Origin of the sequence: Rhodoferax sp. (assembly GCF_034519335.1) — a bacterium.
GTDB lineage: Bacteria > Pseudomonadota > Gammaproteobacteria > Burkholderiales > Burkholderiaceae_C > Allorhodoferax.
Genome location: NZ_JAXHOL010000040.1, coordinates 251,486 through 270,270, shown reverse-complemented (window position 1 = coordinate 270,270; position 18,785 = coordinate 251,486). Strand labels below are relative to the sequence as shown.

The 18,785-nt window shown below is 61.9% G+C and carries 16 protein-coding genes and 1 pseudogene; 8 read left to right on the top strand and 9 right to left on the bottom strand.

Going from position 1 to position 18,785, the window contains the following annotated elements:
• Positions 1-77: 77 nt before the first annotated feature.
• The 4 genes from U5O12_RS19060 to U5O12_RS19045 all read right to left on the bottom strand — a co-directional run bounded on the left by U5O12_RS19060 (position 78) and on the right by U5O12_RS19045 (position 3,961).
• The gene (locus tag U5O12_RS19060; RefSeq protein WP_322580157.1) at positions 78-713 is read right to left on the bottom strand and encodes a DUF3025 domain-containing protein; all 636 of its coding nucleotides are present in this window, start codon (positions 711-713) and stop codon (positions 78-80) included.
• A gap of 193 nt (positions 714-906) precedes the next feature.
• Positions 907-1,947, bottom strand: a complete 1,041-nt coding sequence (gene pyrC / locus U5O12_RS19055) for a dihydroorotase (RefSeq protein WP_322580156.1) — start codon at positions 1,945-1,947, stop codon at positions 907-909.
• Positions 1,948-1,987: 40 nt separating this feature from the next.
• Entirely contained in the window at positions 1,988-2,866 is an 879-nt protein-coding gene (locus U5O12_RS19050) for an amino acid ABC transporter substrate-binding protein (RefSeq protein WP_322580175.1), read from the bottom strand.
• A gap of 120 nt (positions 2,867-2,986) precedes the next feature.
• Complete coding sequence (locus U5O12_RS19045; RefSeq protein ID WP_322580155.1) at positions 2,987-3,961, bottom strand: LysR substrate-binding domain-containing protein; 975 nt, start codon at positions 3,959-3,961, stop codon at positions 2,987-2,989.
• Positions 3,962-4,123: 162 nt separating this feature from the next.
• Between U5O12_RS19045 and U5O12_RS19040 the strand changes: the two genes are divergently transcribed.
• A complete protein-coding gene (locus U5O12_RS19040; RefSeq protein WP_322580154.1) occupies positions 4,124-5,869 on the top strand; it encodes a diguanylate cyclase in 1,746 nt (581 codons plus the stop codon).
• Positions 5,870-5,891: 22 nt separating this feature from the next.
• On the opposite strand, the gene U5O12_RS19035 is transcribed toward U5O12_RS19040, so the two are convergent.
• The 3 genes from U5O12_RS19035 to U5O12_RS19025 form a co-directional block, all read right to left on the bottom strand.
• Complete coding sequence (locus U5O12_RS19035; RefSeq protein ID WP_322580153.1) at positions 5,892-6,437, bottom strand: hemerythrin domain-containing protein; 546 nt, start codon at positions 6,435-6,437, stop codon at positions 5,892-5,894.
• Position 6,438: 1 nt separating this feature from the next.
• The gene (locus tag U5O12_RS19030) at positions 6,439-7,050 is read right to left on the bottom strand and encodes a hypothetical protein (protein WP_322580152.1); all 612 of its coding nucleotides are present in this window, start codon (positions 7,048-7,050) and stop codon (positions 6,439-6,441) included.
• A 150-nt stretch (positions 7,051-7,200) separates the two neighbouring features.
• On the bottom strand, positions 7,201-9,081 hold the full coding sequence (locus U5O12_RS19025) for an ABC transporter ATP-binding protein/permease (RefSeq protein WP_322580151.1): 1,881 nt from the start codon (positions 9,079-9,081) through the stop codon (positions 7,201-7,203).
• A 41-nt stretch (positions 9,082-9,122) separates the two neighbouring features.
• Between U5O12_RS19025 and U5O12_RS19020 the strand changes: the two genes are divergently transcribed.
• From U5O12_RS19020 to U5O12_RS18990, 7 genes and pseudogenes are all read left to right on the top strand, one after another.
• Positions 9,123-9,539, top strand: a complete 417-nt coding sequence (locus U5O12_RS19020; RefSeq protein WP_322580150.1) for an acyl-CoA thioesterase — start codon at positions 9,123-9,125, stop codon at positions 9,537-9,539.
• Between the two features lie 187 nt (positions 9,540-9,726).
• Positions 9,727-10,623 (top strand): branched-chain amino acid ABC transporter permease, encoded by an 897-nt coding sequence (locus U5O12_RS19015; protein ID WP_322580149.1) that lies wholly within the window; start codon positions 9,727-9,729, stop codon positions 10,621-10,623.
• 121 nt (positions 10,624-10,744) lie between these two features.
• Complete coding sequence (locus tag U5O12_RS19010) at positions 10,745-11,821, top strand: branched-chain amino acid ABC transporter permease (protein ID WP_322580148.1); 1,077 nt, start codon at positions 10,745-10,747, stop codon at positions 11,819-11,821.
• An 82-nt stretch (positions 11,822-11,903) separates the two neighbouring features.
• Positions 11,904-12,731 carry an ABC transporter ATP-binding protein gene (locus tag U5O12_RS19005; protein ID WP_322580147.1) on the top strand — a complete coding sequence of 276 codons (828 nt, stop codon included), beginning with the start codon at positions 11,904-11,906 and terminating at the stop codon, positions 12,729-12,731.
• Positions 12,728-13,526, top strand: a pseudogene (locus tag U5O12_RS19000) (ABC transporter ATP-binding protein). Before U5O12_RS19005 ends, U5O12_RS19000 begins: the two are co-directional and overlap by 4 nt.
• Before the next feature lie 130 nt (positions 13,527-13,656).
• Positions 13,657-15,513: a long-chain fatty acid--CoA ligase gene (locus U5O12_RS18995; RefSeq protein WP_322580146.1), complete on the top strand. Its 1,857-nt coding sequence runs from the start codon at positions 13,657-13,659 to the stop codon at positions 15,511-15,513.
• Positions 15,514-15,562: 49 nt separating this feature from the next.
• Positions 15,563-16,738 carry an ABC transporter substrate-binding protein gene (locus U5O12_RS18990; protein ID WP_322580145.1) on the top strand — a complete coding sequence of 392 codons (1,176 nt, stop codon included), beginning with the start codon at positions 15,563-15,565 and terminating at the stop codon, positions 16,736-16,738.
• A gap of 44 nt (positions 16,739-16,782) precedes the next feature.
• Here the strand turns inward: U5O12_RS18990 and U5O12_RS18985 are convergent, their stop codons facing one another.
• Positions 16,783-17,736 (bottom strand): NAD-dependent epimerase/dehydratase family protein, encoded by a 954-nt coding sequence (locus U5O12_RS18985; protein WP_322580144.1) that lies wholly within the window; start codon positions 17,734-17,736, stop codon positions 16,783-16,785.
• Positions 17,733-18,719: a fumarylacetoacetate hydrolase family protein gene (locus tag U5O12_RS18980; RefSeq protein WP_322580143.1), complete on the bottom strand. Its 987-nt coding sequence runs from the start codon at positions 18,717-18,719 to the stop codon at positions 17,733-17,735. The genes U5O12_RS18985 and U5O12_RS18980 overlap by 4 nt, the downstream gene beginning before the upstream one ends.
• Positions 18,720-18,785 lie beyond the last annotated feature (66 nt).

Sequence of the window (18,785 nt, the reverse complement as noted above, 5' to 3'; positions counted from 1 at the left end):
CTGTCGCGGGTCGCTGCCCCCCGCAAGGGGGCGAATTTGCCTTGGGGCGGCCCGGCGGCAAATTGCGGCCCCCACGCTCAGGCTGCGGGCGGGCGCGGTGCGCGGAAGACGCTGGGGTCAGCGTAAAACTCCGGAACCTCGTTGTCAGGCCACCAGCCCGGCACACCCAACACCGGCAGGTGCGCGAACGGCTTGCTAGCCAAGAGTGGAGCCGATAGGGTCTGGGCCAGCCAGATATCCAGATCCGCTATGGATTTAATAGCTGCTTGTGCAATCAGTACGTGGGCTGTGATTGGTTTTCGTGGATAAACCAGCTTCTCCAACAGGGCGTGGCCAAACAGCACCAGAGAGGCCTGACCCCAGAGCGGGCGCAAGCGGCCAAACACGGCGTCCCAGTCCTTGGCTTGCAGGGCCTGCCACAGCGGCTCGGGCGCCACCAGCAAGGCGGCGTTTTCGTCAAACACCGTGAGCGCATCACGCGCCGGACCGCGCACCGGCTGGATGCCGGATTGCGCAATTTGCTCGGCCTGCAACTGGTTGAGCCTTTTTTTGGCTTGTGGAAAGTGCAACCAACACAGCCCATTGAAAAAGTCGTGCAGGCCGTCGCGCGTGGGAACGCGGGCGGTGTCAAAGATGTACTGCTCGTACGCCATGCCCACGGGCAGTTCGGCTTGCGGCACAAACTGCACCGGGGCACGCTGGGCCGCATTCAAGGCATCGGCAACGCTCAGGCCTGTGTTGACCTGCGCCGCCAGTCCCTCGCCCGCGGCACGCCAGGGTGCCAGCCAAGGGGCATCCCAGTTGATGGCGGCATACCGGGCCCCCCTACCGCCCCCCCAGCCCCCGGGCCCCCCCCGCCGCCCCGGCCCCCAGCCCCCCCCCCCCCCCCCCCCCCCCCCCCCCTCTTCAAACCATGCGCCACTGCAGTGCTTCGCCCGCGGCCAGGGGTTTGAGGGAAGTTTCGCCGAAGGCAAAACTCTCGGGAGGCGTCCAGCTTTCGCGCTTCAGGGTGATGGTGCCGGTATTACGCGACAGGCCGTAGAAGTCGGCACCAAAGAAGGACGCAAAGCCCTCCAGCTTGTCCAATTCGCCCGCGGTGTCAAAGGCCTGGGCGTAGAGCTCCATGGCCGCGTGGGCGGTGTAGCAGCCCGCGCAGCCGGTGGCATGCTCCTTCAGGTGCGTGGGGTGCGGCGCGCTGTCGGTTCCCAAAAAGAATTTGGCGCTGCCGCCAGTGGCGGCCTGTACCAGCGCCAGGCGGTGTGTTTCACGCTTGAGCACGGGCAGGCAGTAGTAGTGCGGGCGAATGCCACCGGTGAAGATGGCGTTGCGGTTGTAGAGCAGATGGTGGGCGGTGATGCTGGCCGCCGTAAACCGGTCACTGTCCGCCACGTACTGCGCAGCCTCTTTCGTGGTGATGTGCTCGAACACGATCTTGAGTTCAGGAAAGTCTTTGCGCAGCGGAATCAGCTGCGTGTCGATGAACACGGCTTCGCGGTCGAACAGGTCGATATCGCTGCTGGTCACCTCGCCGTGCACCAGCAGCAGCAAACCGGCCTTTTGCATGGCCTCCAGCGTCTTGTAGGTCTTGCGCAGGTCCGTCACACCGGCATCGCTGTTGGTGGTGGCACCTGCGGGGTAGAGCTTGGCCGCCACCACGCCAGCGTCCTTGGCCCGCGCGATTTCTTCGGCGGGCAGGTTGTCGGTGAGGTAGAGCGTCATCAGCGGCTCGAACTGCACGCCTGCGGGCACCGCGGCCTGGATGCGCGCCTTGTAGGCCAGGGCCTGCTCCGCCGTGGTGACCGGTGGCTTGAGGTTGGGCATGATGATGGCGCGCCCAAACTGGGCAGCCGTGTGCGGCACCACGGTGTGCAAGGCAGCGCCGTCGCGCACGTGCAGGTGCCAGTCGTCGGGGCGGGTGATGGTGAGGGAATTGGAGGTTGCGGTCATGGGCACTATTGTCCCAAATCGCGCCGATGCCCTCTGCCCCTCAGAAGGGCACAAAGTCGCTGGGGTACTTCCAGAAGTCCTTGAGCAGATAGCTCACAGGCAGATTCAGCGGTTTGTCGTTGGGCGGAATCGCCTTGAGGAACCACTTGTCGTAAATGGGCTGGATCTCTTTGCTCACGATCAGGCGGCGCATTTCCTCGTCGATGAGTTTTTTGAACTCCGGGTCGTTCTTGGGCAGCATGATGGCCAGCGGTTCGGTGGTCAGGAATTTGCCCACCACCTTCAGGGCCTCTGGCTTGGGGCGGTTGGCGGCCAGGCCATAAAGCAGCACGTCGTCCATCACAAAGGCGTCGGCTTCGCCACTCTCCACCATCTCTACCGCCTTGGCGTGGTCAGGTGCTTCAAGGATGGTGATGTGCAGCAAGCGCTCGCGGTTGGCTTGCTCGGCCGCCTTCAATGGTGTGGTGCCTTTGGTAGACACCAACTTTTTGCCATACAGGTCTTCAATTCGCTCAACCTTGCTCTCCGTGCGCACCAGCATGCGCGCGCCGGTAATGAAGTGGGGAATGGTGAAAGCCACCTTCTGGCGGCGTTCAGCGTTGTTGGTGGTGGAGCCACACTCCAGATCGGCCTTGCCAGTTTCCACCATGGCAATGCGGTTGGCTGGCGTCACCTGCAAAAATTCGACCGGCATGTTTTTGACACCGGTTTTCTTGCGCACGGCCTCGGCCAGCTTGAGGCACAGGTCCACGGCGTAACCCACCGCTTCTTTTTTGCCGTCCAGGTAAGAGAACGGAATCGAGGATTCGCGGTGGGCCACCACCAGCGGCCCACCAGCGGCCACGCGCTCCAACACGCCGGCGTGCACGCGACCGGTGGCCAGCATCGCCAAGCCCATTGCGCCCCACAGGCACCACATACTTTTTTGCATACAAACTCCAACGACCAAGGTTGACCGAAGCTGGCCACTCTAGCCAGCGCCTAGTCCCGCCGCCAATGCCGATTGTTTGGCGCGGCATGCAAAAACGGAATGCAACTTCTATGCCGCAGTGCCCTGGGTCAGCAGGTAGTCCCAAAGCGCTTGGGCCGAGCCCTTGGGTGTGCGGGTCTGCGCCCGTTGGGCCGCATTCAGGCCACGGGCGGCCTCGCGGCTGGAGAGGCGCTCGCGGTAAGCACGCACTTCCATGGTGATTTGCAGGCCTTTCATGGGCGCAGGCAGGGCGCTCACCAATTTTTTGGCACGCAGATCTTTTTTGACTGCGCTGTAGGGCAAAAAGGCCACGCCATGTCCCTCCAAGGCCATGGCCTTCAGACCTTCGGCCATGTCTGTCTCATACACCCGGTCGAAATGGATGGCAACGTCGGCCTGCTTGAGGATCAACTCCACCATCTGCCCCAGATAGGCGCCAGGCGCATAACCCAAGTACGGCAAAGGCTGCCCCACTTTGCCAGGCAGTGCAAACATGGGGTTTCCCTCTGCGTCGGGTTTGGAGTAAGGCGCCACCACCTCCTCCCCCAGGCTCACCATTTCGTAACGGTCGGCGTCCAGCTGGTAGGGCTGCGAAGGGTGGTGGTAGGCAATCAGCAGGTCGCAACTCCCCTCGACCAGTCGCATGACGGCATCGTGCACATTGAGCGCAATCAAGCGGCTTTTGAGCGGACCAAACTTCTCACGCAGTTCAGATACCCACGCGGGGAAAAACGTGAAGGCCAGCGTATGCGGCACGGCAAACTCCACCACGTCTTGCGCGGCGGTGGTATGCCCACGCAGCATGGCGCGTGTACTTTGCAGGGCTTGCAGCACCTCCAGCGACTGGTCGTAAAGGGTTTCACCCGCCGGTGTCAGACGCGTGGGGTAACTGCTGCGGTCCACCAGATCGGTGCCGGCCCAGGCCTCCAGCGACTGGATGCGCCGCGAAAACGCGGGCTGGGTGACGTGGCGCAACTGCGCGGAGCGGCTGAAACTGCGGGTCTCAGCCAAAGACACAAAGTCTTCAAGCCATTTGGTTTCCATGGGGCGCGATTATGCGCGGAACGCATAGATCACGTTACCTGCTGCGCAATTTCCCCACAAACCATCGCCGTACCCATGACACCGCGTGTCTCTAGAATGCCAGCACAGGCAGAAAATCGAACCTCAAAAACACATCGTTGGATGAAAACTGGAATGCATTCGATGGTTCGCTGGATCTTGGGACAGGTGCTGCGGGCCTGCGTCCTGCTGGGTGGGATAGCTGGCGCATCGGCACAAACAGCGGTCGTGCACCTGGACGACAAACTCGGTTCCGCCCCGGTCTGGCACGCGCTGCGTGTACTGGCGGACCCTGGACAAACACTGGGCTTGCAGGAGGTCATGATCCGCAACGACCAGTTTGAAGCCCCCACCACCGCGTATGGCACGTTGGGCATGGCCCATCACCATGTCTGGCTGCACATCCCCTTGAACGTGGCCCCTTCCGGGGATGGTCTGTGGGTCTTGGACATCGACTACCCGGTGCTCAACCACATTGAGATGTACCTGACCCAGGGCACGCAGGTGGTCAAGCGCATGCAGCAGGGCAACCTGGAACCCTATGAGAACCGGGTGATCCAGGGGCGCGCGCACAGTTTTGGGTTGCAGCTCAAGCCGGGCGACTCCTACGACCTGTACCTGCGCATCACCAACACGGGCACCATGATCCTGCCCATCACCCTGAGCAAGCCCAACACGTTTTATGCGCGGGCGCTGCAAGAGCAGATGCTGCAGGGGCTACTGACCGGACTGGCCCTGTGCCTGCTGGTCTACAGCCTGACCCAGTGGCTGACCCTGCGCGAGCCCCTGTACGCCAAGTACGCGCTGCTGATAACGGGCAGCCTGCTGTTCTCCTTGTTGCACTTTGGCATTGGCTCCCAGTACCTGTGGGGCGGCAACAACTGGGCCGAGATCCATATGGGGGGGCTGTCCGCACTGATTGCCGCCACCGGCTCCTTTCTGTTCAACGAGCAGGCCTTGGCCGGCCCGGACCTGAAGCCTTGGCAGCGCCGACTGATGAAAGTGGGTGCGGGCGTTACAGCGATTTCCGCCGTGCTGTACGCGTTCAACGTCATCGATGTATTTGTCGTGACCGCGATTGTCAGCACCATTGGGCTGGCGCCGCCGCTGCTGGCCGGGCCAGGCGCCATGGCCCGGGCACGTCGGGGCGACAGCGTGGGCATCTACTTTCTGGTGGCATGGGCCACCTATTTCATCAGCACCTTCATCCTGATCCAGGTGATCAAAGGCCGTGTAGACGCCAATTTCTGGACGATGCACGCCTTCCAGATCGGCGCCACGATTGACATGCTGATCTTCATGCGCGTGCTGGGGCTGCGCACCAAAGCACTGCACATCGCGGTGCAGCATGCCACGCTGGAGCGGGACAGGCTGCAGTCTTTGGTCCACACGGACCCGCTCACCGGGCTTCCCAATCGGCGCGGCCTGCATGCGGCCGTGGAGTCGGCCATCCAGTTGGCACGGGCCGAAGACATGGTCGCCGTGTACGTGCTCGACCTCGATGGGTTCAAGCAAATCAACGACCAGTACGGCCACGACGTGGGGGACGAGCTCCTCATTGCAGTGGCCCAGCGCCTGCAATCCAACGTGCGTAGCAGCGACGTCATTTCCCGCTTGGGCGGCGATGAATTTGTGGTGATGTCCTGCGGGCTGCACAGCGACCAGCAAGCAAGGGACATTGGCGAGAAACTGCTCAAGGCCTTCGATTCGCCTTTTGAACTCGCGGGGCAGCGCTGCCACATCGGCCTGACTGCCGGCTACGCCCTCGCCCCCCACGACGGGCACAACGCCATTGCCTTGATCAAATGCGCCGACGCCGCCATGTACGAAGGCAAAAACGCTGGCAAACACTGCGTGCGCCGGGGCAGCATGTCTGCAAGCCCCGCCTGAGCCCCCACGTCGACCGCAAACTTCAGGCAGGCAGGGGCCGAACCCCACGGCGTTGCATCATGTCCCGGGCCATGGCGCTCAATGCAGCAGCAGACAACACCGCCTGTGCAGCCGGATAGGCCAGCGCCTCCTCATGCACGATATGTTGCCCGTATAGCGCTGCAAAGCGTTCCAGTGACTGGGTCCGCGCATCCGCCAGCGTTGCCAATCCTTGCTGGGCCACTGCCTGCAACACGGCACGCGCATCCACCCACGCCGTCTCCATGTCGCGGTGGTCTTGCATGAGCTGGCGCACCAGGCTGCGCATCGCCGTGTCGGCCCCCAGCAGCAAAGGAGGGAACACGTGCAGTTCCTCGTCCTGGTGGTGCAAAGGAGCCGCCACATCAAAGTAGCGCAGCACATCGCACGCGGCCTGGCGCGCGTTGTCGTCGAAGCCCACCGCCTGCAGATGCTGCTGCAAGCGCGCCATCAGCGCCAGGCTGCGCGGCACCCGCTCATGGCAGGCCTGCAGCATCTCAAACGGGGCCTCAAAGCCTGCTTGGGGAGCGGGATGGGCCAGCAGCACCATGTCAGGCTTCGCGGCCGTGTACCAGAGCCTCGTAGCGCGCGCGGGTGGCGGGTGCCACCGACTCCAACACCTGCGCATACGGGGTCTTGTGCCGCGCCAACAAACGCGCTGACGCCACCGCCTTGGAGCGGCAATACCAGTGACAGCTGTGTTGCATCAAAAACAGTTCGGCCGACAAGGTGAAGGCCTTGGCCTTCTGGCTGCGTTGGACGTGGTTGTCCACCGCCTCACCGATGGCCTGGGCATGGATGGCAAAGGCCCGGCGAAGGTCAAAAGTGGCGGCGGGAAACAGGGTGGGGGCAAACGGCACGGCGACGGGCAGCTTGCTGACACGGGTTAGCGCTGCATCCTCTTTGGAAAACTCGGCTGCGAAGGCCTGGAACTGGTCGCGCAACTTGACCTCCTGCGCATCCAAAAAACTCCACACTTGGGCTTGGCGCTCTGCATCGGCTTCGCCCAGCGCGCGCAAGTAGCCTTCGGTCAAACCTTCCATGAGTTTTTCGATGTCGTAACGCGCCAGGTGGCTGCCGAGCAGCACGATGCGCTGGCGCTGGTCGCGGTTTTTGAGCACCAGCACACCAATCACGAGCGCGGCAAAAATCAGAAGGTCCATGGGGAAATAGGGATCAGAAATGCGAAGGGGAACAGCCGGCGAAGAGTGTACGCGGCCGCAGAATACCCCTGCACGAGGCGTCAAACGCTATTATTTCGATAGCTTCTCGCGCAATATCCACGGGGCCTATAGGCCCAAAACGCCCCTAAATCAATCCCCACTCTGCTGCAGCGCCCACATCTGCGCATAGCGGCCGTTGGTAGCCAGCAGCTGGGCGTGGGTGCCGCGTTCGATGATGTGGCCAGCGTCCATCACCAATATCTCGTGCGCGTCCACCACGGTGGAGAGGCGGTGGGCGATGACCAGCGTGGTCTTGTTCTGTGACACGCCCGCCAGCTCGGCCTGGATGGCGCGTTCGTTAGCACTGTCCAGGGCGCTGGTGGCTTCATCAAAAATCATCACCGGCGGGTTCTTCAACAAGGTGCGGGCAATCGCCACGCGCTGCTTCTCCCCGCCACTGAGCTTGAGGCCACGCTCGCCCACCATGGTCTCAAAGCCCTTGGGCGCCGCAGCGATGAAAGCGTGGATATGCGCGGCCTTGGCTGCAGCCTCCACCTCGGCGCGTGTGGCGCCGGGGCGGCCGTAGGCAATGTTGTATTCCACCGTGTCGTTGAACAACACGGTGTCTTGCGGCACGATGCCGATGGCCTGGCGCACACTGCTCTGCGTCACTTGTTTGATGTCCTGCCCGGCGATGGTGATGCGGCCCTGTTGCACGTCATAAAAGCGGAACAGCAGCCGTGCCAGCGTGGACTTGCCCGAGCCGCTGGGGCCGACCACGGCCACCGTCTTGCCAGCCGGAATCTCGAAACTGATGCCGTGCAAGATGGTGCGTGCCACATTGCCCGTGGCGGCGGCACTGCCCGCGGGGTCGTAGCTAAAAGTGACGTTCTCGAACCGCACGGTCGCATCGGCACCGCTGGCCGCCAGCCGCAGCGGCTGGGCACCGGGCACATCGGCAATCTCGCGCTCGCGCTCCATCAGGGTGAACATCTTTTCCAGGTCGGTCAGGCTTTGTTTGATCTCGCGGTAGATCACGCCCAAAAAGTTCAGCGGAATGTAGAGCTGGATCATGAAGGCGTTGACCATGACCAGGTCGCCCAGCGTCATGCGCCCCTCGACCACACCCTGGGTGGCGCGCCACAGCATGGTGACCAGCGCGATGGCGATGATGAGTTGCTGGCCGGTATTGAGCAACGAGAGCGTGGTCTGGCTCTTGACGGCGGCTCGGCGGTACTTTTCCAGGTTTTCGTCGTAGCGGCGGGCTTCAAACTCTTCGTTGTTGAAGTACTTGACCGTTTCATAGTTGAGGAGCGAATCGATGGCACGGCTGTGCGCCGTGCTGTCCATGTCGTTCATCTTCTTGCGAAACTGGGTGCGCCACTCGGTCACCGTGATGGTGAAGGCGATGTACACCCCCAGCGCCACGATGGTGATCCAGGCAAACCAGACGTCAAACTTGACCGCCAGCAGCGTGAGCACCAGCGCAACTTCGATCAGCGTGGGAATGATGCTGTAGAGCGAGTAGCTGATGAGCGAGTGCACGCCGCGCGTGCCGCGTTCGATGTCGCGCGTCATGCCGCCGGTTTGGCGCTCCAGGTGAAAGCGCAGGCTCATGGCGTGCAGGTGGCGGAACACCTGCAGGCTGATGCTGCGCGCCGCCCCCTCAGTGGCCTTGGCGAACACCAGTTCGCGCAGCTCGGTGAAGAGCGAGGTGGACAGGCGCAACGCGCCGTAGCCCAGCAACAGCGCAGCAGGCACCACCAGGAGCGCAGTGGGATCGCCCGGCTTCAGGGTCATGGCATCCACCAGGTTTTTCAGCAACACCGGCACACCCACGTTGGCCATCTTGGCGCCCACCATGAAGGCCAGTGCCGCGATCACGCGCCACTTGTAGGCCCACAGATAGGGGAACAGGCGGCGCAGCGTGTCCCAGTCCGACTTGGGGGGCACCGTGGCGGCCAGGCCGGTGGAGGGGGTGGAGGGGGTGGAGGCCGCAGGGGCTGCAGCGGGGAGACCAGAGGGGCGCATGGGGGACAATCCGGGATAAGTTTCAAGTCAGGATTGTGCCCATGTCTACCAATGCAAGCCCCCCCATCGTCCAATTGCCCACCGACCAGGAGCTGGTGCTCAAAGTTATCCCCATGCCCGGCGACTGCAATGCCAATGGCGACATCTTTGGCGGCTGGGTCATGGCCCAGGTCGACCTGGCCGGCTCGGTGCTGCCCGCGCGCTACACCCAGGGCCGCATGGCCACGGTAGCAGTGAACGAATTTGTCTTCAAACAACCCGTGCGCGTGGGCGACATTTTGAGTTTCTTCAGCAAGGTCAGCCGCATCGGCCGCACGTCTATTACCGTGAAGGTGGAGGTGTATGCCGAGCGTTTTCGCACCCAGGGGCAGTACATCAAAGTCACCGAGGCGTCACTGACCTATGTGGCCATTGACGACAACGGCCAGCCCAGAGAGATACCAGTTCGCGCCATTTGACGCTATAACTTATATAGCTGCTTGCGCAATATAGACGGGCCATACAGGCCCATTTCTTATAAATATCGCCACGCACAGAAAATGAATCTCGGGGCACTGCGCTAAGGGTCTACGAGATCAGTGAGAACCCTATCGGTAAAACAGGGGGCTCCCGCTATAACCGGACTGCACAACACGAGGAGGCAAGGTGCAGTTCCTTCAATTGCTGATCAGCGGCGTCGCACAAGGGTGCATATACGGCCTGATCGCACTGGGCTTCGTGCTCATTTACAAAGCGACCGAAACCGTCAGCTTCGCCCAGGGTGAGCTGATGATGCTGGGCGCCTTTGGCGGCTTGGCCGGCATGACCCTGCTGGGCTTTCCCTATTGGGTCGCGGTGCCCAGCGCCATCGTGGCCATGGCGGTGTTTGGCATGGTGCTGGAGCGCGTGGTCATCCGCCCCATCCTGGGTCAACCGGCCTTCTCCATCGTCATGCTGACCATCGGCATTGGCTATGTGGCACGTGGGCTCATCACCATGATCCCTGGCATGGGCACCGATACCAATGCCCTGCCCGTGCCCTACAAGGACGAAATCCTCAAGTTCGGTGGCAATGAGATGGGCATTGGTGCACTCGTGCTCAACGTGGAGCACTTGGTCATCATCGGCGCCACCGGCATTTTGTGTGTGCTGCTGTTTGCACTGTTCCGTTACAGCAAGCTGGGCATCGCCATGCAGGCGGCCTCGCAAAACCAGTTGGCCGCCTATTACATGGGCATTCCGGTACAGCGCCTCAATGGCCTGGCCTGGGGCCTGGCCGCAGCGGTAGCCGCCATCGCCGGCATCCTGCTGGCCCCCATCACCTTTGTGCACGCCAACATGGGGATGATCGGACTCAAAGCCTTCCCGGCCGCCGTGGTGGGCGGCTTTGGCAGCCTGCCCGGCGCGATTGTGGGCGGGCTGGTGATCGGGCTGGTGGAGTCGTTTGCCGGCTTCTACCTGCCCGACGGCTTCAAGGACACCGCAGCCTATGTGGTGGTGCTGGTCATGCTGATGGTCAAACCCAACGGCCTGTTCGGCGAAAAGCTCAGGAAAAAAGTATGAAGAGAGCCCAGATAGAGGCCTGCCAGCCAGCGCGCCAGGGCCACCGCGGAACCGGCTTTGCCGGGCCGCTGGTGGCGCCCCCTGAGGGGGAGGCGCCGCAGGCGCTTCGGGGGGGAGTCCTGTGAGATTCATTTTCAAGACGGACTACGCGCAGGACATCAACCTTGCCAAACATGGCGGTCATGTCTTCTGGTACAGCGCGCTGGGTGTTTTCTTGCTGGCCGCCCCTTGGCTGCTGACCGAATACAGCCTGGCCCAGCTCAACCTCGTGCTGATCTACGCCGTGGCGGGCCTGGGCCTGATGCTGCTGGCCGGCTTCACCGGGCAGTTTTCACTGGGGCATGCGGCCTTTCTGGGCGTTGGGGCGTACAGCCAGGCCTACCTGACGGCCGTCGGCCTGCCCTTCTTCCTGGCGCTGGGCGTCTCCGGCTTTCTGTCGGCCTTGATTGGCATCGTGGTGGGCCTGCCGGCCCTGCGGCTCAAGGGCATTTACCTGGGCATGGCCACGCTGTCGTTTGGCTTCATCATCGAAGAGGTGTTTGCGCGCTGGGAGTCGGTCACCGGCGGCAACGCGGGCAAGTCGGTGGCGGCCATCCAGCTGCTGGGCTACGACCTGGGCAGCGGCGCAGGCTTCTACTTTGTCTGCCTGCTGGTCACCGTGGTCTGCACGCTGGGCATCCTGAACCTGCTGCGCGCGCCCACGGGCCGGGCCTTTGTGGCGATCCGCGACTCCGAGATCTCGGCCCAGAGCATGGGCATTCACCTCGCGTATTACAAAACCCTGTCGTTTGCCATTTCTGCGGCATTGGCTGGGGTGGCCGGGGCCCTGTATGCCCACAACCTGCGTTTCATCTCGCCCGACCAGTTCAACCTGCTGCAGTCGATCGATCTGCTGCTGATGATCGTGATTGGCGGCCTGGGCTCCATCCACGGCGTGTTCCTGGGTGCCATCTTCCTGATCATGCTGCCGCAGGGCATTTCGGCGGTGAAAGAGTTTTTGCCAGAGATCATTGGCCAGGCACCGGGGCTCAAGAGTGTGATCTACGGCAGCATGCTGATCCTGTTTGTGCTGTTTGAGCCCATGGGCCTGTATGGCCGCTGGCTCAAGGTGCGCACCTATCTGCAGATGTTCCCGTTCTACCGCAAGGGCATGTTCAAGCGGCAGAAATCCTTCCAAAAGTCAGATCGGCTGAAATGACCCCCACGCTCGTCACTTCGTGTACTTCGCTGCCCCCCGAGGGCGCCCTCACGCCTTGGGGCGGCCCTGCAGCGTTCAATCTATGAACCCCGAGACCCTCCTTTCTGCCAACAACCTCAGCGTGCGCTTTGGTGGCGTGCTGGCGGTCAACAATGTGAGCTTCGAGGTCAAGCAGGGTGAGGTGTTCACCCTGATTGGCCCCAACGGCGCCGGCAAAACCACGGTGTTCAACCTGATCAGCCGCATCTACACCCCGACCACAGGTGATATTGACTACCTGGGTCCGCAGGGCCTGCTCAAGCTCACGGCGCAGCCGCCGCAAGACGTGGCCTCGCTGGGCATTGCGCGCACCTTCCAGAACATCGAGCTGTTTGAACATGCCAGCGTGCTGCACAACCTGCTGATTGGCCGCCACACCCACCGCAAGACCGGGCTGTGGCAAGACCTGCTTTTCACCGCCGCAGCCCGGGAGGCCGAACTCAAGGCCCGCGAGAAGGCCGAAGAAGTCATCGAATTTCTGGACCTGCAGCACTACCGCGACTCGCTGGTGGCGGGCTTGCCCTACGGCGTGCGCAAGGTGGTGGAAATGGCCCGCGCCCTGTGCACCGAACCCAAGCTGCTGTTGCTGGACGAGCCGTCCAGCGGTCTGAACGTGGAAGAAACCGACGACATGGCCTTCTGGATCCAGGACATCAAAACCGAGCTGGGCATCACCGTGCTGATGGTGGAGCACGACATGAGCCTGGTGTCCAAGGTCAGCGACCGTGTGCTGGCCATGAACCAGGGCGAAGTGCTGGCCATGGGCACACCGCGCGAGGTGCAGACGGATCCGGGCGTGGTCGAAGCCTACCTGGGCTCCATCGACGACGTGTCGTCCCTGCGCCGGCAAAACACCGTGGAGGCCGCATGAGTACCCAGCCCCCACCCATCAGCGACCAACCGGTGCTCAAGCTGCTCAATGTGGAGAGCGCGTATGGCCCGATCAAAGCCATCCGTGGCGTGAGCCTGCAAGTGCGCCGCGGCGAGATCGCCACCGTGCTGGGCTCCAACGGGGCAGGCAAGACCACCATCCTCAAAACCATCTCCGGCATCATCGACCCGCGCAAGGGCTCGGTGGAGTTCAAGGGCGAGGACATCACCGCCAAAGACCCGGCCTACATCGTGCAAGAAGGGCCTGAGCCATGTGCCCGAGGGGCGCGAGGTGTTCCCGCTGCTCAGCGTGCGCGACAACCTGCTCATGGGCGCCTACACGCGCTCCGACCGCGACGGCGTGGCCAAGGACATCGAGACGGTGTATGGCTACTTCCCCATCCTCAAAGAGCGGGCCACGCAGGATGCCGGCCTGCTCTCGGGCGGGCAACAGCAGATGCTGGCCATCAGCCGCGCGCTCATGGCCAACCCCGACCTGATTCTGCTGGACGAGCCCAGCCTGGGCCTGTCTCCCAAACTGACCAAGGAGATCTTCGAGATCGTGGTGCGCATCAACCGCGAGCGCGGCACCACCATCCTGCTGGTGGAGCAGAACGCCAACATGGCGCTCAACGCCTCCGACTACGGCTATGTGCTGGAAAACGGCCGCATCGTGATGGAAGACACCTGCGCCCACCTGCGCGAGAAGGACGACATCAAAGAGTTCTACCTGGGCATGAAGGAAGACGGCGTGCGCGGAGAGCGGCGCTGGAAGAAAAAGAAGACATGGCGATGAACATGATCCCCACGCTCCACCGCTGCGCGGGTCGCTGCCCCCCGAGGGGGCTCATTTGCCTTGGGGCGGCCCGGCGACAAATCGCCGGCGCTGCCGAACAACTGTATTGGCTAACCGTCAGGACATCTGTATGAGCGGGCTCTGGGACACGTCACACATTCAGCCGCGCAATGACATCGTCATGGCGGGCGAGACCATTCCGGCCATGTTCTGGAATGCGGTACAAAGCCGCGGCCCAAATATCTGGCTGCGCCAAAAGCATCTGGGTTTGTGGCGCAGCTGGACCTGGAACCAGACCGCCGATGCGGTGCGCGAGATTTCCGGCGGCTTGATGAGCCTGGGATTTCACCAGGGGGACACGGCATCCATCCTGGCCAACACCGTGGTGGAGTGGGTCTGGGCAGATTTGGCGGTGTTGTCCGCCGGTGGCGTGTCCAACGGCATTTACCCCACCGATGCGGCCAGCCAGGTGCACTACTTGTGTGAGGACTCCTCCACGAGCATCCTGTTCGTGGAGGACGACGAACAACTCGACAAGGCCTTGGAAGTACGCGACCAGTGTCCCAAGCTGCGCAAGATTGTGGTGTTTGACATGGAAGGCCTGCGCGGATTGGACGACCCTGGTGTGATCAGCCTGGATGCATTGCGCGCATTGGGTCGCGCCTACAACGCCACGCACCCGCAAGCCGTGCAACAGCGCGTGGACGCCTGCAAGCCGGAAGACCTCGCGATTCTGGTCTACACCTCGGGCACCACCGGCAAGCCCAAGGGCGCCATGCACTTGCACCAGGGCCTGGTCTACACCGTGCGTGGCTTCAACACCCTGATTGCCCAAAGCGACCAGGACGAACGCATGTGTTTCCTGCCGCTGTGCCACATTGCCGAGCGCATGGGCGGCGAGTATTTTGGTCTGTATACCGGGGCCAAACTCAATTTTGTGGAAAACCCCGAGACCATCCCCGAGAACGTGCGGGAGATTGCCCCCACCGTGTTCACCGCCGTGCCGCGGGTGTGGGAGAAGTTTTATTCCGGCGTGATGATTGGTCTGAAGGAGGCTGGCTTTATCCAGCAGGCCGCCTATGGCTGGGCGATTGGCGTGGGCACCCGGATTGCCGAACGGGTGCTGGCCGGACAGCCTGTGGACGGCTGGCTGAAGTTCCAGTTCCGCGTGGCGCAGGTGCTGGCACTCAACAATGTGCGCAAGCTCATTGGCATTCACCGCGCGCGCTTTTTGGTCACCGGTGCGGCACCCATTTCCCCCGAACTGGTGCGCTGGTACCTGGCGCTGGGCGTGCCCATGCTGGAGGTCTGGGGCATGACCGAGACCTGCGGTGCCTCTACCGGCGTGCCGGCTGACAAGATCAAACCCGGCTCCATCGGCCCGGCGGCAGGCTTTAACGAAGTCAGGCTGGATCCGGCGAGCGGTGAAATTCTGGTGCGGGGCAAAAACGTCTTTGCAGGCTACCTGAACCTGCCCGAGAAAACCGCCGAGACCATCACCGCTGATGGCTGGCTGCACACAGGCGACGTGGGCGTGCAGGACGAGGACGGCTTCTTCCGTATCACCGACCGCATGAAGGACATCATCATCACTGCGGGCGGCAAAAACATCACGCCCAGCGAGCTGGAGAACGACCTGAAGTTCTCGCCCTACATCACCGATGCGGTGGTGATTGGCGACAAGCGCGCCTACCTGACCGTGATTGTGATGATCGACCAGGAGAACGTGGAGAAGTTCGCCCAGGACGCCGATGTGCCCTTCAGCAACTACACATCGCTGACCCGCGCCCCCGAGGTGCAGGCCCTGATCCAGGCCGAGCTGGACCGGGTGAACAAGAAGTTTGCACGCGTGGAGCAGATCAAAAAATTCTTCCTGCTGGAAAACCAGCTCACGGCAGAAGATGAGGAACTCACCCCCACCATGAAGCTCAAACGCAAGCTGGTGGAGAAGAAATACGAAGCCCAGATAGAGGCGATGTACCGCTGACGGCCTGCCCGGCTTTCAGCACCCCTTTCAACAACGAGGAGACAAAACCATGAAACTGCGTACCGCTATCGCACTGGGCACCCTGGCCCTGACTGCGACCCTTGCCAGCGCCCAGCAAGGCGTCGGCAAAGACGAAATTCTGCTCGGGTCCATCCAGGACCTGTCCGGCCCGCTGGCCGGTTTTGGCAAACAGGCCCGTGCCGGCATGTTGCTGGCCGTGGACGAAATCAACGAGCAAGGCGGCATCAATGGCCGCAAGGTCAAGCTGCTGGTGGAGGACTCTGGCTACGACCCCAAAAAAGCCGTGCTGGCCGCGCAAAAACTGGTCAACCAGGACAAGATTTTCATGATGGTGGGGCACATCGGCACCGCCCAGAACATGGCGGCCATGCCGGTGCAGTTTGAGAAGAATGTGGCGAACTTCTTCCCCATCACCGCAGCACGCGAAATGTACGAGCCCTTCCACAAGCTCAAGTACTCGTTTGCCGCCCCCTATTACGACCAGATGCGCCTGGCCGTGCCCAAACTGGTGAAGGAAAAGGGTGCCAAGAAGGTCTGCACGCTGTACCAGGATGACGACTTCGGCCTGGAAGTGCTCAAGGGTGGCGAAGACGGCCTGAAGACCATCGGCATGGAGTTCGCCGAGAAAACGTCTTACAAACGCGGCGCCACCGACTTCTCCTCGCAGGTGTCCAAAATGCAGGCCAGCGGTTGCGACTTTGTCGTGCTGGGCACCATCATTCGTGAAACCATTGGCGCCATCGGCACGGCCCGCAAGCTGGGTTACAACCCCACCTTCATCGGCTCGAGTGCTGCCTATACCGACCTGATCCACAAGATCGGCGGCAAGGCCATGGACGGCCTCTACGCCACCATGACCGTGCAAAACCCCTACACGGATGAGCAGACACCCGGCATCCGCTTTTGGGCCAACAAGTACAAAACCAAGTTCAACGAAGACCCCACCGTGTTTTCGGTCTACGGCTACCTGATCATCAACACCTTTGCCACCGCAGCCAACAAAGCTGGCAAGAACTTGACCACCGACAGCTTCATCAAGGTGATGGACAACACGACCATCCAGCCCGACATGTTTGGCTCACCGCTGCAAACCTTCACTGCCACCAAACGCTTGGGCAGCGGTGCAGCGCGCCTGTCGCAGATCACCGATGGCAAGTGGAAGGTGGTGTCGGACTACGTGGGTGACATGCCCGCCAAGAAGTAAACCCGCCAAGGTCTCTGCGAAAAGCCACCCCCGGGTGGCTTTTTTTATTTTCGGAAACCCAGCAACGCTGCACGCACGAGACTGTGAACATCTCCGTCGTGGCGCAGGCCCAGGGTAAGCGCATCGGGCGTGTGGAGCGGCGGGTAACTGGCAAACAAGCGATGGATGTGCTCGTCCGGCACATAGCGCACCAAAGACCGGCGCTCGGATCCAAACTGCTGCAGCAACGCATCGACCACCTTCTCCACGGACAAGTACAGGGCAGGCATCTGGTACGTCCTGTCTGGGCGATAGGTGTCCGGATCACACGCCGCAGCGCGCAAGAGGTTATCCACACACGCGGAGACTGATAGCCACCATGCCGTCCCCTCAGGACGAACGGGCAAAGTGACGGGACGCCCTTCCGCCAGAGCCCAAAACACCTCACTCATGAATGCAGACATCAACCCCGTGGCAACTCCAGGGCGTGCCACGATACCCGGTAAGCGAAGCGAACATCCCGTCACCCAGCCCCGACGCGAAGCATCGGACACCAGTAATTCACAGACACGCTTGTGCACACCATAGCTCAATGCAGGGGCGGCTGGGGTGTGTTCATCCACCTGTGTGGGAAGCTTGTCCCCATACACCGCAATCGAGCTGGCATATACAAAACGCGGACAGGTACCCAACGCTCCGAATGCCTGCAGCCAATCAGCAGTGGCATCGAGATTGACCTGCCGTCCCAGGGCGTAGTCACGCTCGGCGGCCCCACCGGGAACACTGGCCAGGTGAAACACCAGGTCCGGCCGGAAGGCACAGACCTGATCCAATACCGCTGGATCTGACACGCTGCCCTCCAGCCAGCGCAGTCGGATATCCACATCATGGTGTGCAGACTGCAAATCCACCGCCAGCACGGCGTCCACCGTCCCGACCTGCGAGAGGCCGCCCAGGAGTTTCCGGACCAGTGCCGCGCCTATAAAGCCGTAGGCACCCGTAACTACCACGCGGGTCACGGGTGGTACTCCACAACCCGCTGATCAATCACGCCGAAAGGACCGGGAACGCCGTCCGCACTACAGGCTTGCATGCGAACGGAGTCACCAAATTGCATGAATCCTGTATGGGTTTTCCCGCTGTCTATGATTTCGATGACACGTTGCTCCGCAATACATGCGGACCCTGCGGAGCGCGCCACATTGGATACGGTCCCTGAGCCAACGATGCAGCCCGCCGTGAGCCGACGAGACCGTGCCGCATGGGCGATCAATTGCCCAAAATGAAAGTTCATTTCTCCACCATGGGGCTCGCCAAAGCGCTGCCCATTCCAGTGCACATGCAGGCGCATCTGCACCCGGCCGTCGCGCCAGGCATCCCCAAGCTCATCGGGTGTCACCGCCACAGGCGCAAAAGCTGTCGAAGGCTTGGCCTGCAAAAAACCGAAGCCTGTTTTCATCTCATGTGGGCCAAGTGCACGCAAGCTCCAGTCATTGATCTGCACCAGCAAGCGCACACACGCCAGGGCAGACACTGCGTCGACCCCCATGGGCACCGGTCCGGTGATGACACCGAACTCGCCCTCGAAATCAATACCGTCTTCCACCCGGGGCAAAGCCACCTCGTTATGGGGACCCAAGAAGTCGTCACTCGCGCCCTGGTACATCATGGGCACAGTCTCCACCAGTGGAGGGGCCGGCTTGTTGAACGCCTTGTCCATCAGGTTGCTGTGGTTGAGAAAGGCTGAACCATCCAGCCACTGCGGACTTCGCGGAAGTGGAGCCACACACTGGGCGGGGTCGAAGGCAAAACTGCCTTCAGCACCCCCGGCATTCAGGGATTCATAGACCGCTTGCAGCGGCGGCTGCACGTCGTCCCAGCGCTCGAGAGCATCAATCAGGTGAGGCGCAATGTCACCAACCTCCACCGCGTAAGCAGCGTCGCGCGAGACCAGGACCAAACGACCGTCTTTATGCTTGCTTTTAAGACTTGCGAATTTCATGTATCGGGACTCCCCAAAAAGTAAAGCGGGGCGCCATGCCCCGTGAAAAGGGTTCAGCAGGGTCAG

Bases quoted from the DNA above. Each gene is read 5' to 3' on its own strand.
- pyrC (WP_322580156.1), bottom strand. From the start codon at position 1,947: ATGACCGCAACCTCCAATTCCCTCACCATCACCCGCCCCGACGACTGG.
- U5O12_RS19050 (WP_322580175.1), bottom strand. From the start codon at position 2,866: ATGTGGTGCCTGTGGGGCGCAATGGGCTTGGCGATGCTGGCCACCGGT.
- U5O12_RS19045 (WP_322580155.1), bottom strand. From the start codon at position 3,961: ATGGAAACCAAATGGCTTGAAGACTTTGTGTCTTTGGCTGAGACCCGC.
- U5O12_RS19040 (WP_322580154.1), top strand. From the start codon at position 4,124: ATGGTTCGCTGGATCTTGGGACAGGTGCTGCGGGCCTGCGTCCTGCTG.
- U5O12_RS19035 (WP_322580153.1), bottom strand. From the start codon at position 6,437: ATGGTGCTGCTGGCCCATCCCGCTCCCCAAGCAGGCTTTGAGGCCCCG.
- U5O12_RS19030 (WP_322580152.1), bottom strand. From the start codon at position 7,050: ATGGACCTTCTGATTTTTGCCGCGCTCGTGATTGGTGTGCTGGTGCTC.
- U5O12_RS19025 (WP_322580151.1), bottom strand. From the start codon at position 9,081: ATGCGCCCCTCTGGTCTCCCCGCTGCAGCCCCTGCGGCCTCCACCCCC.
- U5O12_RS19020 (WP_322580150.1), top strand. From the start codon at position 9,123: ATGTCTACCAATGCAAGCCCCCCCATCGTCCAATTGCCCACCGACCAG.
- U5O12_RS19005 (WP_322580147.1), top strand. From the start codon at position 11,904: ATGAACCCCGAGACCCTCCTTTCTGCCAACAACCTCAGCGTGCGCTTT.
- U5O12_RS18995 (WP_322580146.1), top strand. From the start codon at position 13,657: ATGAGCGGGCTCTGGGACACGTCACACATTCAGCCGCGCAATGACATC.
- U5O12_RS18990 (WP_322580145.1), top strand. From the start codon at position 15,563: ATGAAACTGCGTACCGCTATCGCACTGGGCACCCTGGCCCTGACTGCG.
- U5O12_RS18980 (WP_322580143.1), bottom strand. From the start codon at position 18,719: ATGAAATTCGCAAGTCTTAAAAGCAAGCATAAAGACGGTCGTTTGGTC.